This is a genomic window from Aquabacterium sp. TM01 (assembly GCF_057808345.1).
Genome location: NZ_AP046529.1, coordinates 2,112,649 through 2,125,954, shown reverse-complemented (window position 1 = coordinate 2,125,954; position 13,306 = coordinate 2,112,649). Strand labels below are relative to the sequence as shown.

At 64.5% G+C, this 13,306-nt stretch carries 14 protein-coding genes; 11 read left to right on the top strand and 3 right to left on the bottom strand.

Features of this window, described 5'->3' with window-relative positions; genetic code table 11:
- Window positions 1–8: 8 nt before the first annotated feature.
- The 7 genes from AC3WW4_RS09760 to AC3WW4_RS09730 are packed head-to-tail and all read left to right on the top strand — an operon-like array spanning window position 9 to window position 8,582.
- Entirely contained in the window at window positions 9–1,178 is a 1,170-nt protein-coding gene (locus tag AC3WW4_RS09760) for a GGDEF domain-containing protein (protein ID WP_488828221.1), read from the top strand.
- Between the two features lie 55 nt (window positions 1,179–1,233).
- Window positions 1,234–2,463 carry a succinyldiaminopimelate transaminase gene (dapC, locus tag AC3WW4_RS09755; protein ID WP_488828220.1) on the top strand — a complete coding sequence of 410 codons (1,230 nt, stop codon included), beginning with the start codon at window positions 1,234–1,236 and terminating at the stop codon, window positions 2,461–2,463.
- Window positions 2,464–2,480: 17 nt separating this feature from the next.
- A complete protein-coding gene (dapD, locus tag AC3WW4_RS09750; RefSeq protein WP_488828219.1) occupies window positions 2,481–3,305 on the top strand; it encodes a 2,3,4,5-tetrahydropyridine-2,6-dicarboxylate N-succinyltransferase in 825 nt (274 codons plus the stop codon).
- 52 nt (window positions 3,306–3,357) lie between these two features.
- Window positions 3,358–4,545, top strand: a complete 1,188-nt coding sequence (locus AC3WW4_RS09745) for a PilT/PilU family type 4a pilus ATPase (RefSeq protein WP_488828218.1) — start codon at window positions 3,358–3,360, stop codon at window positions 4,543–4,545.
- A 9-nt stretch (window positions 4,546–4,554) separates the two neighbouring features.
- The gene (dapE, locus tag AC3WW4_RS09740; protein WP_488828217.1) at window positions 4,555–5,709 is read left to right on the top strand and encodes a succinyl-diaminopimelate desuccinylase; all 1,155 of its coding nucleotides are present in this window, start codon (window positions 4,555–4,557) and stop codon (window positions 5,707–5,709) included.
- Window positions 5,706–6,596 (top strand): 50S ribosomal protein L3 N(5)-glutamine methyltransferase, encoded by an 891-nt coding sequence (gene prmB / locus AC3WW4_RS09735; protein WP_488828216.1) that lies wholly within the window; start codon window positions 5,706–5,708, stop codon window positions 6,594–6,596. The genes dapE and prmB overlap by 4 nt, the downstream gene beginning before the upstream one ends.
- A gap of 3 nt (window positions 6,597–6,599) precedes the next feature.
- A complete protein-coding gene (locus AC3WW4_RS09730) occupies window positions 6,600–8,582 on the top strand; it encodes an ABC-F family ATP-binding cassette domain-containing protein (protein WP_488828215.1) in 1,983 nt (660 codons plus the stop codon).
- A gap of 44 nt (window positions 8,583–8,626) precedes the next feature.
- Here AC3WW4_RS09730 and AC3WW4_RS09725 read toward each other — a convergent pair whose 3' ends face one another.
- Window positions 8,627–9,043: a TraR/DksA family transcriptional regulator gene (locus AC3WW4_RS09725; RefSeq protein ID WP_488828214.1), complete on the bottom strand. Its 417-nt coding sequence runs from the start codon at window positions 9,041–9,043 to the stop codon at window positions 8,627–8,629.
- Window positions 9,044–9,371: 328 nt separating this feature from the next.
- Between AC3WW4_RS09725 and AC3WW4_RS09720 the strand changes: the two genes are divergently transcribed.
- Genes AC3WW4_RS09720 through AC3WW4_RS09710 form a run of 3 tightly spaced genes read left to right on the top strand, consistent with a single transcriptional unit; the run spans window position 9,372 to window position 11,207 of the window.
- Window positions 9,372–10,001, top strand: coding sequence for a C40 family peptidase (locus tag AC3WW4_RS09720; protein WP_488828213.1), 630 nt, complete (start codon window positions 9,372–9,374; stop codon window positions 9,999–10,001).
- Between the two features lie 35 nt (window positions 10,002–10,036).
- A complete protein-coding gene (mobA, locus tag AC3WW4_RS09715) occupies window positions 10,037–10,675 on the top strand; it encodes a molybdenum cofactor guanylyltransferase MobA (protein WP_488828212.1) in 639 nt (212 codons plus the stop codon).
- Window positions 10,662–11,207, top strand: a complete 546-nt coding sequence (locus AC3WW4_RS09710) for a GNAT family N-acetyltransferase (protein ID WP_488828210.1) — start codon at window positions 10,662–10,664, stop codon at window positions 11,205–11,207. Before mobA ends, AC3WW4_RS09710 begins: the two co-directional genes overlap by 14 nt.
- A 24-nt stretch (window positions 11,208–11,231) precedes the next feature.
- Here the strand turns inward: AC3WW4_RS09710 and rnhA are convergent, their stop codons facing one another.
- Together rnhA and AC3WW4_RS09700 are read right to left on the bottom strand one after the other, a co-directional pair.
- Window positions 11,232–11,666, bottom strand: coding sequence for a ribonuclease HI (gene rnhA / locus AC3WW4_RS09705; RefSeq protein ID WP_488829723.1), 435 nt, complete (start codon window positions 11,664–11,666; stop codon window positions 11,232–11,234).
- A gap of 11 nt (window positions 11,667–11,677) precedes the next feature.
- Window positions 11,678–12,526, bottom strand: a complete 849-nt coding sequence (locus AC3WW4_RS09700) for a class I SAM-dependent methyltransferase (protein WP_488828209.1) — start codon at window positions 12,524–12,526, stop codon at window positions 11,678–11,680.
- Here AC3WW4_RS09700 and gloB point away from each other — a divergent pair.
- Complete coding sequence (gloB, locus tag AC3WW4_RS09695) at window positions 12,525–13,301, top strand: hydroxyacylglutathione hydrolase (protein ID WP_488828207.1); 777 nt, start codon at window positions 12,525–12,527, stop codon at window positions 13,299–13,301. The genes AC3WW4_RS09700 and gloB overlap by 2 nt on opposite strands.
- Window positions 13,302–13,306: the final 5 nt, after the last annotated feature.

The following is a 13,306-nucleotide window of genomic DNA, read 5'->3' as shown; positions in this document are numbered from 1 at the left end:
GAGCGCAGATGACTGAGTTGACCGTTGCCGAATCGGGGCCCGATCGCCTGATGGAATCACTCCAGCGCGCTGTGCTCGCGATGCTGGGCCCGGATCGGCACACGCGAGGCCACACCAGCATCATCTTGCTGTGCACCGTCATGTACGCCATCTGCTGTGCTGCGGCCGCCCATGCCGCCACGGTCGGCATGATGCTGCCCATCGGCCCCCAGCTCCTGATCGCAGTGACTTTCCCGGCTCACCTGGTTTTCTACCTGCTGGTGCGCAGCGGCGTCACCCGCCATTGGCGCGACCCCGGGCTGATGATGTTGCAGAACCTGTATGCCCAGTTGGCGATCTCCTTTGCCTACGTCACGCTCGACCCGTCCGAGCGGGGCATGGTGCTGGTGCTCATCGCCTTGGTGATCGTGTTCGGCATGTACACCCACACACCGCGCCTGTCGGTGATGAACGGTGTGCTGGCGATGGTCTTGCTGGGCGCTGCCATGGGGGTGCTCTCCAGCCTCGACCCGGCCTATTACCCGCCCCAACTGGAAATGCTGCGCTTCGGGGTGATGCTGGGCAGCCTGCCTGTGCTGATCTTCACTGCCTATCTGATTTCCAGTTGGCGCAAACGCCTGTCCACGCAGCGTCGTGAGCTACAGCAGGCCCTGGATCAGGTGCAGCAACTGGCCACCCGCGACTCCTTGACCGGGCTCTTCAACCGCCGCCACATGCAGGAGAAGATGGTCTATGCCGCACAGCGCTACCAGCGCTATGGCGAGCGCTTCACCGTGGCCTTGATCGACCTGGATCACTTCAAACGCATCAACGACGAGCACGGCCACCTGGTTGGTGATCAGGCCCTGATGGCCTTCGCATCGGCTGCCTCCATGGTGCTGCGTGACACCGATACCCTTGCGCGCTGGGGGGGCGAGGAGTTCTTGTTCCTGATGCCCAACACCAGTCCGCAAAAGGCAGCCATTGCGCTGGACCGTGTGCGCGACGCCCTGGCGAGCGTCACGGTGTCGGAGGCAGCCCCCCATCTGCGCCTGCGGTTCTCTGCCGGTTTGGCGTTGTGCCTGGGGCAGGAAGGCACCGATGCCACGCTGGAGCGGGCCGATCGGGCCCTGTACCAGGCCAAGAGCGCGGGGCGTCACCGCTCGGTGGTGGCCGCGGGGCCCGAGCAGGAGGACTGATGGGAATGTCCGTGCAGCGCCGATCTGCCGCCTGGGGCTGGGATAATGCCTGCCCATGAATCCCCTGCTGACCAAACTCCAGCCCTATCCCTTCGAGCGCCTGCGTCGCCTGACCGCAGGCGTGACGCCGAACGCAGCGTATCGCCCCATCAGTCTGGGCATTGGGGAGCCCAAGCACGCCACCCCTGCATTCATCAAAGAGGCGCTGGTCGCCGGCCTGGAAGGCCTGGCCAGCTACCCCGCCACCGCCGGTGAGCCCGCCCTGCGCGCCGCCTGCGCCGACTGGATGCAGCGCCGCTATGCCCTGCAGATCGACCCGGCCACGCAACTCCTGCCCGTCAACGGCTCGCGCGAAGCCCTGTTTGCCTTGGCGCAAACCGTGATCGACCCCACACAGCACGGTGAAGCCGGTGGCCCGGCGGTGGTCAGCCCCAATCCTTTCTATCAGATCTACGAAGGCGCCGCCCTGCTGGCTGGCGCCCGCATCGTGTTCGCCAACTCCGACCCCGCCCGTAACTTTGCGGCCGACTGGTCGAGCATCTCGGAAGAGACCTGGGCCACCACACAGTTGTTGTTCGTGTGCTCACCCGGCAACCCCACCGGTGCCGTGATGCCGCTCGATGAATGGGAGCGCCTGTTCGCCCTGAGCGACCGCTACGGCTTCGTGATCGCCTCCGACGAGTGCTATTCAGAGATCTACTTCCGCGAAGGCGCTGACGCCGCGCCGCTGGGTGGCCTGCAAGCCGCCGCCAAGCTGGGTCGCCGCGACTTCAAGAATCTGATCATGCTCACCAGCCTGTCCAAGCGCTCCAATGTGCCGGGCCTGCGCTCGGGCTTTGTGGCCGGTGACGCCGCTCTCATCACGTCTTTCCTGCTCTACCGCACTTACCACGGCAGCGCCATGGGCCCCGCCGTGCAGCGCGCCAGCATCGCGGCCTGGAACGACGAAGCCCACGTCATCGAAAACCGCGCGTTGTACCGCCAAAAGTTCGAGCGCGTCACCCCCATCCTGGCCTCGGTCATGAACGTGGCCTTGCCCGACGCGGGCTTCTACCTCTGGGCCGAAGTACCCCGCCATGTGTGTGGCGGCAGCGATGAAGCCTTCACCAGCGAGTTGCTGGCTCAATACAATGTGGCCGTTCTGCCCGGCAGCTACCTGGCCCGTGAGGCCAACGGCACCAACCCGGGCGCCGGCCGTGTCCGCATGGCGCTGGTGGCCGGTGTCGACGAATGTGTCGAAGCCGCCGAGCGCATCCAGGCCTTCATCCAATCCCAATCTGTCTGATTTCCTGAAAGATCCACATGTCTCAAGCTCTGCAAACCGTCATCGACAACGCCTGGGAACAGCGCACCTCCCTGTCCGCTGCCGCCGCCCCGGCCGAAGTGCGTGACGCCGTCAACCACATCATCGACCAACTCGACAGTGGCAAGCTGCGCGTGGCCGAGAAGCTCAACGGCCAGTGGGAAACCCACCAGTGGATCAAGAAGGCCGTGCTGCTGAGCTTCCGCCTGAACGACAACGTGCCCATGGGCCAAGGCGACCTGCAGTTCTACGACAAGGTGCCCACCAAGTACACCGGCTGGAGCGCCGAGCAACTGGCCGCCTCCGGCGTGCGCGTGGTGCCGCCCGCCGTGGCACGCCGTGGCAGCTTCCAGGCCAAGAACGTGATCCTGATGCCGTCCTACGTCAACATCGGCGCCTACGTCGATGAAGGCGCCATGGTCGACACCTGGGCCACCGTCGGCTCCTGCGCCCAGATCGGCAAGAACGTCCACCTGTCCGGCGGCGTCGGCATCGGCGGCGTGCTCGAGCCCCTGCAGGCCAACCCCACCATCATCGAAGACAACTGCTTCATCGGCGCCCGCTCCGAAGTCGTCGAAGGCGTGATCGTCGAAGAGAACTCGGTGATTTCCATGGGCGTGTACATCGGTCAGTCCACCAAGATCTATGACCGCGCCACCGGCGAAGTCAGCTACGGTCGCATTCCCGCGGGTTCCGTGGTCGTGTCTGGCAACCTGCCCTCGGCCGACGGCAAGTACTCGCTGTACTGCGCGGTCATCGTCAAGCGTGTCGACGCCCAGACCCGCTCCAAGACCAGCATCAACGACTTGCTGCGCGGCGCCTGATCAGCGTGGCATCCTGTCTGTCCATTGACAACCCATCACGGGAGAGCATTTGATGAGCGGTGGCAATCTTGAAAAGATCCTGCGCCTGATGACCGAGAAAAAGGCATCGGACGTCTTTCTGTCTGCCAAGACACCCATCCTCATCAAGATCAATGGACAGATCTTGCAGCTCACCGATCAGATCCTGACGCCGTCTCAACCGCGTCAGCTGCTGTCTGAGCTGATCACGCCCCAGCAGCTCGAAGAGCTGGACGAAACCGGCGAGCTCAACCTGGGGATCACGATCCCTAACGTGGGCATCTACCGTTTGAGCGCTTTCAAGCAGCGTGGCTCCGTGGCGGCCGTGTTCCGCTACATCCCCAGCGACATTCCGGCGCTGGAGTCGCTCAACGTGCCCATGTCGCTGTCCGACCTGGTGCTCGAAAAGCGCGGGCTGATCATGGTGGTGGGCGCCACCGGCGCGGGTAAGAGCACGACCTTGGCGTCGATGCTCGAGTACCGCAACCAGCGCATGACGGGCCACATCCTCACCATTGAAGACCCGCTGGAATTCCTGTTCTCGAACAAGAAGTCCGTGGTGAACCAGCGCGAGGTGGGGCGCGACACCCAGTCCTTGCAGATTGGCCTGAAGAACGCCCTGCGTCAGGCACCTGACTGCATCCTGATCGGGGAAATCCGCGACCGTGAAACCATGACGGCCGCGCTCTCGTATGCCCTGTCGGGTCACTTGGTGCTGTCCACCCTTCACGCCAACAACAGCTATCACGCCCTGGGGCGGATCCTGTCCTTCTACACGCCCGAAGCCCGCCCGGCCCTGTTGAGCGACCTGGCCTCCGGCCTAAAAGCCATCGTGTCTCAGCGTCTGCTGCAGAACACCTCGGGTGGGCGCGTGCCCGCCGTCGAGGTGCTGCTCAATACCCAGCTGGTGTCCGAGATGATCACCCGCGGTGACTTCAACGAGGTCAAGGAAGCCCTGCAGAAGTCCATGTCGCAAGGCTCGCAAACCTTCGAGCAGGATATTGCCCGCCTCATCCGCGAAGGCCTGGTCAGCCGCGAAGAAGGCCTGCGTTACGCCGACTCGCCGACCGACCTGATGTGGCGTCTGCAAAACGACACAACCATCCCGACCCGGCAGGCGGCCAAGCCCGAAGAGAGCGACGACGGCCCCACCTTCACTGAAATCACCCTGGATGTGCACCCGGAAGAAGAAGTCCGGGCGCCCTTCCCTGCCTCCCGCTGAGATCCTGACATGACCGCCACCGTGCGCCTCGCCGAGGCGCTGATCGCCCGTCCCTCCGTGACCCCCGTTGACGAGGGTTGCCAGGCCTTGATGGCCGAGCGCCTGCTGGCCATCGGTTTTGAATGCCAGACGCTGGTCTTTGGCCCGGCCGATGCCCCTGTCACCAACCTGTGGGCCATCAAGCGCGGCCAGGGCCATGGCAGCGGTGCGCCCACCCTGGTGTTCGCCGGCCACACCGATGTCGTGCCCACCGGCCCGCTCGACCAATGGTCCAGCCCACCCTTTGTGCCCAGCTACCGCGACGGCTGCCTCTATGGCCGTGGCGCCGCCGACATGAAAACCTCGCTGGCGGCCATGGTGGTTGCCAGCGAAGAGTTCGTGGCTCAGCACCCTGATCACGCCGGCAGCATCGCCTTCCTGATCACCAGCGACGAGGAAGGGCCGTCCGTTGACGGCACGGTCAAGGTCTGCGAATGGCTCACCGCGCAAGGTGAGCGCCTGGACGCCTGCATCGTCGGCGAGCCCACCTCGGTCAAGCGGGTGGGCGACATGATCAAGAACGGCCGCCGTGGCTCGCTTTCGGGCAAGTTGCGCGTGCAGGGCATCCAGGGCCACATCGCCTACCCGCACCTGGCCCGCAACCCCATCCACCAGGCCGCACCGGCCCTGGCCGAGCTCGCCGCCATCGTCTGGGACCAGGGCAACGACCATTTCCCGCCCACCAGCTGGCAGATGTCCAACATCCACGCGGGCACCGGCGCGAACAACGTCATCCCCGGCGAGCTGGTCATCGACTTCAATTTCCGCTTCTCCACCGAGTCGACCCCGGAAGGCCTGCAAGCACGCCTGGAAGACGTGCTGCGCCAGCACGGCCTGACCTTCCACATCGACTGGACGCTGGGTGGACGCCCCTTCCTGACCCGTCGCGGCCCCCTGGTCGACGCCATGGCCGCCGCCATTCAGGACGTCACCGGTCTGGAGACCGAGCTGTCCACCACCGGCGGCACCTCCGATGGCCGTTTCATCGCCCAGATCTGCCCGCAGGTGGTCGAGTTCGGGCCGGTCAACGCCAGCATCCACAAGATCGACGAACACGTCGCCGTGGCCGACATTGAACCGTTGAAGAACATCTACCGGCAGACGCTGGAAAGACTGCTGACGTGACCGTCATTGAACTGATTGAACAAGCGGCCGCCCGGCTCACCGCAGCCCAGGTCGGCTTTGGGCACGGCACCACCAACGCCTTCGATGAAGCCGCTTGGCTGGTGCTGTGGCGCCTGGGGCATCCGCTGGACGTGCTGGACGATGTGGCAGGCACGGCGGTCAGCGACGAACAGCAGAGCCAGGTTCAGGCCCTGATCGACCAGCGCATCCAGACCCGCAACCCGGCCGCCTACCTGACACATCAGGCCTGGCTGCAGGGCGTGCCCTTCTATGTGGACGAACGGGTCATTGTGCCCCGCTCTTTCATCGCCGAGGTGCTCGCCGATGGCAGCATCGATGCCTGGCTGAGTGAGCAGACCCGGCGCGTGCTCGACCTGTGTACCGGCAACGGCAGCCTGGCCGTTCTGGCCGCCATGGCCTACCCCGAAGTCACCGTCGATGGCGCCGACATCAGCGAGGACGCCCTCGCCGTGGCCCGCATCAATGTGGACCAGCACGGGCTGGCTGACCGCATCACCTTGCTCCATAGTGACGGCCTGCAGTCCGTGCAAGGGCCTTACGACCTGATCCTGTGTAACCCGCCTTATGTCAATGCACAGTCCATGAAGGCCCTGCCCGCCGAGTACCTGGCCGAGCCTGAACTGGCCCTGGCCTCGGGCGAAGACGGCATGGATTTCACCCGCGCCCTGTTCGCCAGTCTGCGCGCCGACCCCGACCGCTACATGACGCCCGATGCGGTGCTCGTGCTGGAAATCGGCAATGAGCGACCGAACTTCGAACGCGCTTTCCCTGATCTGGCCGTGACCTGGCTGGACACCACCTCTGGCGCCGATCAGCTCCTGCTGATCACCCGTGACGCCCTGCTGCTTGATTCCGAATCGGCCTGACCCATGATTGTTCTGAAAAACGTCTCCCTGTTGCGAGGCGTCAAGCCTGTTCTGGACAAAGCCAGTGCCACGATCCACCCCGGCGAAAAAGTCGGCCTGATTGGGCGCAATGGCGCCGGCAAATCGTCCCTCTTCTCCTTGCTTGCCGGGCGCCTGCCCGCCGATGGTGGCGACGTCGAGATCCCGCCCAGCTGGCTGCAGCCCGGCGGCATGGCCGAAGTCGCGCAGAACATGCCCGAGACAGACGACCCGGCCACCGAGTTCGTGCTGCAGGGCGATGGCCGCCTGATGAAGGCGCGCCAGGACCTGATCGACGCCGAAGCCGCTGACGACGGCAACGCCATGGCCGAGGCCCACATGGCACTCGCCGAAGCCGGCCACTTTGACGCCCCGGCACGCGCACAAGCGCTGCTGCTGGGCCTGGGCTTCAAGCTGGAGCAAACGCAAGCCCCCGTCAACAGCTTTTCAGGCGGCTGGCGCATGCGCCTGCAACTGGCGCGCGCCCTGATGTGCCCCGCCAAGCTGCTGCTGCTGGACGAGCCCACCAACCACTTGGACCTCGACGCCCTGGTCTGGCTCGAAGCCTGGCTGCAGCGCTATGAAGGCACCTTGCTGATCATCAGCCACGACCGCGAGTTCCTGGACGCGATCACCAAGGTCACCCTGCACCTCGAAGACGCCAAGCTCACCCGCTACACCGGTGGCTACACCGCCTTCGAGTCCATGCGCGCCGAGCGCATGAGCCAGCAGCAGGCCGCGTTCAGCAAACAGCAAGACAAGATCGCGCACCTGTCCAAGTTCATTGCCCGCTTCAAGGCCCAGGCCAGCAAGGCCAAGCAGGCGCAAAGTCGGGTCAAGGCGCTCGAGCGCATGGAAAAACTGGCACCGGTCCTCACGGCCAGCGACTTCCAGTTCACCTTCCCCGAGCCAGCCAGCCTGCCCAACCCCATGCTCGCGATCAAGGACTTGGCCTGTGGCTACTACCTTGAAGACGGCTCGACCCTGACGATCGTCTCCGACATCAACCGCTCGGTCCTGCCGGGCCAGCGCATCGGCATCCTGGGCGCCAACGGGCAGGGCAAGTCCACGGTGGTGAAGACGCTGGCGCACATGAACCGTGCCGTCAGCGGCGAAATCACCGAAGGCAAGGGCCTGAGCATTGGCTACTTCGCTCAGCAGGAGCTGGACGTGCTGCGCCCTGACGAAGGCCCCATGCAGCACATGATCCGATTGGCGCGCGAGGTCGGCCCACAAGGGCGCGAGCAAGAACTGCGCGACTTTCTCGGCCGCTTCCAGTTCACCGGCGACATGGTCAACCAGCCGATCGGGCAGTTCAGCGGCGGCGAAAAAGCCCGTCTGGTGCTGGCCTTGGTGGTGTGGCAGCGCCCTAACCTGCTGCTGCTCGACGAACCTACCAACCACTTGGATCTGACCACCCGCGAAGCCCTGTCCATGGCGCTCAACGAGTTCGAAGGCTCCGTGATGCTGGTCAGCCACGACCGTGCTCTGTTGCGAGAGGTGTGTGACGAGTTCTGGCTGGTGGCCCACGGCGAGGTCACCACCTTTGACGGCGACCTGGACGACTATCAACGCTGGCTCCAGGCACAGGCCCGCGAAGTGGCGGCCGCAGCCAAAGCCGCCCGTGACGCCGATCGTGCCATGCCGGCCCGCAGTGCCCCCGTCCAGATTGCCGCAGAGGCCGCACCCATTCCCAGCCGCGACGACCGCAAAGCCCAATCGCAGGCGCGTCAGAAACTGGCCGAGCAAGCCAAACCGCTCAAGGCCGAGCTCAAGAAGCTCGATGAGCGCCTGGCCAAGGCCCATGCCGAGCAAGCCAGCTTGACCGAGTCTCTGGCCAACCCTGGCTTGTCCGCCTCGGACCGCGCTGAGCAAGGCAAGCGGCTGAAGTCCCTGGCCGACGAGGTCGAGGCGCTGGAATCACGCTGGCTCGAACTCACCGACGAGATCGAACAACTGACAGCATGAGCGCCTGAGGCTTGAGCCTCAGTGCACCCGCGCCACTCACAAACTCAGTGACCCCGGTGGCGCTCAGCCGCCTCCTGGCAGTCGATGCAGTGGCTCGCCTCGGGCACGATCTCCAATCGGGGCTGTCCGATGGGCGCCCCGCATTCGGTGCACAAGCCGTAGTCGCCTGTGGCGATCCGGTCCAGCGCCGCCTGAATGGCGTCCATTTCCTGCCGCTCGTGCCGAATCTGCGTGATCACCTCCAGGTTGGCCTCGACGCTCAAAGCACCCTCGGCCCCATCGACCACGGCGTGCTCGGTGGCGACCTCGTCGCTGGCGAGCTGGTGCCGCAACGCCTGATCCTCACTCGACAAGCTCTTGAGCGCTGCCTGCAGACGGGCTTGAAAGCCACGCACCAGCGCCTCATTGAGACCCGAGTCCGGGGCAACCGTCAGTGTGTTTTCGCTCGAAGATCCTGACATGTGTGTCTCCTTGTGATGTGGGCAATCGCGCCTCTCGCTTCAGCATAAGCCAAAGCCACCGCTTTCAAAATTGCGGCACATCAAGCCTGGTAATTTGTGTCAACACGTTTCAGTGCGCTCCACATCGTGCAACATGCCTTGCGTTGTGGACAAGTTCACGCGCCAGTCATGTCATACACTGAAAATCACAGGTTTATCCTTACTTCATCGACTTGACGCATCCGTCAACCCGCTTTACATTCGTCCCCATGTTTTATTCAGACCGCCTCCCTGGTCGCCTCCAATGCAGTTGAGCGCTCAAGCTTGCCGGAACCACGTCACTGCCGCTATGGGCACCGTGCGCACCCTGCTGGCCATTGGCGCCCTGAGCGTAGGCCTGTGCATGCCCGCTCATGCGCAGAACGTGGCCAGCCCAGTTGCCGCCACTTCCGCCGAGTCAGATGACCCGGTGAGCCGCTTCCTGACCGAGAAAGGCCTGATGCCCTCGACCAAACCGGTGGTCGAAATGGCGCAGCAGGTGCGTTCGAAGGCGTCGGACATGGCTTCCGGCTTGGTGATGTCCGCCATGAACTTCCTGGGGGTGCCATACAAGTTGGGTGGCACCAGCCGAGAAACCGGCTTCGACTGCAGCGGGTTCACCCGCCACGTGTTTGAAAACAGCGTGGGTCTTGTCTTGCCACGCCGCTCTGCCGAGCAAGCCAACTCGCCGGACCTCGTTCCGGTCCAGCAAAGCGAGTTGAAGCCCGGTGACTTGGTGTTCTTCAACACCTTGCGCCGCACCTTCTCGCACGTGGGCATCTACATCGGTGACAACAAGTTCATCCATTCGCCACGCACAGGCTCCTCGGTCCGTGTTGAAGACATGCGCGTGGGCTACTGGCAGCAGCGTTTCGACGGCGCTCGTCGTGCCCCCGCCATCACCGCCGGACAGGTACAGGCTGTCACGGGCGAGCGCTGACACCCACTCACGCGGGCTCCGCGGGTGAGCGCCCCATGACGGTCTCCTCTGGGCAACAGGTCACCGGCTGCCTGCTCGCCGGAGGCGAAGGTCGTCGCATGGGGGGACGTGACAAGGGACTGGTGCCCTATCAAGGGCGTCCTCTGGCTGCTTGGGTACTGGATCGTCTGGTCGCACAAACGGCCACCCAGTTCGCCATTGCCAACCGCAACCTGCCCGACTATGCGCGCTTGCTGCAGCAGGCCCAAGCCACCACGACTGAGGGCGTGCCGGTGGTCTTGCCCGACGCGCCAGACTTGCCCCTTGCCAGTGGGCCATTGGCCGGCATCATCACCGCGCTGAGGCACACCCCCACGCCGTGGCTCATGGTGACCCCCTGCGACACCCCCCGCCTCCCCCCCGACCTCGTGACCCGTCTGCTGGCGGAAGGCGTGCGCTGTGGCGCAGACGCCGTCGTACCTGCCACGGTCAGCACGGAAGGCGAGCAGCGTCTCCACTGGGTCTGCGTGCTGTTGCGCAAGGGTGTTTCTGCGAAGCTCGAAGGCTTGTTTGCGCAAGATGAACGTAAACTGAGGGTTTGTATCCAGGCGCTGAACTGGACGAGCGTATCCTTCGCGGATGCGACTGGATTTGACAACATCAATAGCCTGGAGACACTGAATGGTCGAGACTGACTCATCCGTGCGCATTGCACGGATCGCGGCGGCAGACTTGAGTGCCTACAAAAACCTGCGCGACGAAGCACTGCGCCTCTACCCGGACGCGTTTGATGCTGACCTGGACAGCGAGCGAGCGCGCCCTCCGGAGAGCTATCTGGGGCGTCTGGGTCTGGGCGAAACTCTCGGCGGCAGCTTCCTCATTGGCGCCTGGGTGGGTTCTGAACTGGTCGGTATGATCGGGCTGGAGCGTCAGGCTCAGCAAAAACTGCGTCACAGCGCCGAGCTCAACAGCATGATGGTTCATCCCCGGCACACCGGGAAAGGCATCGGCATTCGCCTGGTCGAGGCGGCCATTGCCCAGGCCCGCCAAGCCATCGGGCTTGAGCAGATCGTCCTGAGGGTGTCCGCATCCAGCGAGTCGGCCATCCGTCTGTACGAGCGCGCCGGATTTCAGGGCTGTGGCGTGGTGCCGCACGCGATCAAGGTCGTGGACGGTCCCGGTCAGGTGCGTTACTTCGACAAGCTGACCATGGTCCTCATCCTCTGAGGGCCAGCTCAGCCTGCGGCCCACTCAGCGGGCTTCAGCGGCCCCACGGTTGGCCAGGCCATCGGCCCGCTCGTTGCCCGGGTCACCGGCGTGGCCACGCACCCAGCGCCAGTCCACATCGTGCTGGGCGGCCATGGCCTCCAGCGTACGCCACAGATCGTCGTTCTTGACGGGCTTGTTGTCGGCAGTCTTCCAGCCTCGCCGCTTCCATCCCCCAATCCACTCTGTGATGCCCTTGCGCACGTACTCGCTGTCGGTGTAGATCACCACCTTGCAGCGACGCTTGAGCACCTTCAGCGCCTCGATCACCGCGGTCAACTCCATGCGGTTGTTCGTGGTCAGGGCTTCGCCGCCCCACATTTCGCGCTCGTGAGGGCCGCTGACCATCCACACACCCCACCCGCCCCGGCCGGGGTTGCCTTTGCACGCACCGTCGGTGTACATCACCACGGTTGGCATTGCCGAATCACTCATCCATTCACATCCTGTTGAACGTGGCTGTCACGTTGGTGACGTTGTGCCACAACCGCCGGGGCCGCTGCAGCAGCGCCCCGGGCCTTTTTGAGCTTGCCCACCAGGCGCATCCCGCGCGCCCGTTTCACCGCCACCACGAAGTAGACCGCACCCAGCACCGGCCACCAGCGGTCGCCGGCGTGTTCCATCCAGCGCAAGCGCTCCCAGGTGCGGGCGTGGTGGGTCATCGGACGGTAGCATCCGAAGCCGCCGGCCTCCACCTCCAGGCCGAGCAGGCGTAACCAGTCACGCAGCCGCCAGTAGGCGATGAACTCGCCTTGTGGCAAGACCAGCGCTGAGTCAATTCCCCACAGCCCCAGCCGCTGTGACACGCCCCACAGACTGGCAGGATTGAACCCGGCAATGAGCACCCGTCCCTCCGGCACCAGCACGCGTTCCACCTCGCGCAAGGTGGCGTGCGGGTCACGCGCCATCTCCAGTGCATGGGGCAGCACCACCAGGTCCAGGCTGTTGCTGGCCACTGGCAGCGCCTCGAACTCACAGCGCAAGCCCAGTGGCGCGCCGTGCATCAACCCTTCCGGTAGCACCAAGGGTTCGTGGATCAAGGGTGCACGGTCTGCGGGCGGCTGCCACGCGGCGTACCGGCTGTCGAGCGCCAGCCATTTGTGCGGCATGCGGTTGCAGCGAAGGCCGTCCAGTTCTGGCAGGCCCAACTGCAGGGCGTGGAAGCCAAACATGTCGGCCACCAAGCGATCCATTTGCGCTTGTTCCCAGTCAAGTAAAGCCTGGCCGGACGGCAAGGCCAGCCAGGGATGCAACTCTATAATGGGACTGACTTTGCTCATGAATCTACTCGCCCTACCCGCCTTCGCTGACAACTACATCTGGATGATCCACAACGGCGCCGAAGCCCTGGTGGTCGATCCGGGGGATGCTGCGCCGGTGAACGACGCACTCAAGCGAAACGGGCTCAAGCTGACCGCCATTCTAGTGACCCATCACCATGGCGATCACGTTGGGGGCCTTCCGGCGCTACAAAGAAGTGACCTGCCGGTCTATGGCCCCCGAGACGAATCCATTGCGGGCGTGACCCATGCCGTGGCGGACGGAGATGTGGTGGTCTGGCAGGGGCTGCATTTCAGCGTCCACGATGTGTCAGGCCACACCCGCGGGCACATCGCGTATTTCGCGCCTGATGGATTGGGCAACAGCGACCCCACTCCGCTGGCGTTCGTCGGCGACACCCTGTTCAGTGGCGGATGCGGGCGCGTGTTCGAGGGCACGATGGCCCAGATGCACCACAGCCTCAATCGGATCGCCCAATGGCCTGCCAGCACCCGCCTGTGCCCGGCCCATGAGTACACCTTGAGCAACCTGCGTTTTGCGCAGGCGGTCGAACCTGCCAATGCCGCGCTGGCACAGCATGTGGCGCACTGTGAATCCCTGCGTGCGGCCGGTTTGCCGACCCTGCCCACCACGTTGGCCACCGAGTTGGCCATCAACCCTTTCTTGCGCTGTACCGAAGCCGCTGTGCAGTCTGCAGCCCTGGTGCACGAGGCCCAAGACACCACCCCTGCGGCGGTGTTTGCGGCACTTCGCCTTTGGAAGAACACCTTTTGAACACC

Bases quoted from the DNA above. Each gene is read 5' to 3' on its own strand.
- AC3WW4_RS09760 (WP_488828221.1), top strand. From the start codon at position 9: ATGACTGAGTTGACCGTTGCCGAATCGGGGCCCGATCGCCTGATGGAA.
- dapC (WP_488828220.1), top strand. From the start codon at position 1,234: ATGAATCCCCTGCTGACCAAACTCCAGCCCTATCCCTTCGAGCGCCTG.
- dapD (WP_488828219.1), top strand. From the start codon at position 2,481: ATGTCTCAAGCTCTGCAAACCGTCATCGACAACGCCTGGGAACAGCGC.
- AC3WW4_RS09745 (WP_488828218.1), top strand. From the start codon at position 3,358: ATGAGCGGTGGCAATCTTGAAAAGATCCTGCGCCTGATGACCGAGAAA.
- dapE (WP_488828217.1), top strand. From the start codon at position 4,555: ATGACCGCCACCGTGCGCCTCGCCGAGGCGCTGATCGCCCGTCCCTCC.
- AC3WW4_RS09730 (WP_488828215.1), top strand. From the start codon at position 6,600: ATGATTGTTCTGAAAAACGTCTCCCTGTTGCGAGGCGTCAAGCCTGTT.
- AC3WW4_RS09725 (WP_488828214.1), bottom strand. From the start codon at position 9,043: ATGTCAGGATCTTCGAGCGAAAACACACTGACGGTTGCCCCGGACTCG.
- AC3WW4_RS09720 (WP_488828213.1), top strand. From the start codon at position 9,372: ATGGGCACCGTGCGCACCCTGCTGGCCATTGGCGCCCTGAGCGTAGGC.
- mobA (WP_488828212.1), top strand. From the start codon at position 10,037: ATGACGGTCTCCTCTGGGCAACAGGTCACCGGCTGCCTGCTCGCCGGA.
- AC3WW4_RS09710 (WP_488828210.1), top strand. From the start codon at position 10,662: ATGGTCGAGACTGACTCATCCGTGCGCATTGCACGGATCGCGGCGGCA.
- rnhA (WP_488829723.1), bottom strand. From the start codon at position 11,666: ATGCCAACCGTGGTGATGTACACCGACGGTGCGTGCAAAGGCAACCCC.
- gloB (WP_488828207.1), top strand. From the start codon at position 12,525: ATGAATCTACTCGCCCTACCCGCCTTCGCTGACAACTACATCTGGATG.
- AC3WW4_RS09700 (WP_488828209.1), bottom strand. From the start codon at position 12,526: ATGAGCAAAGTCAGTCCCATTATAGAGTTGCATCCCTGGCTGGCCTTG.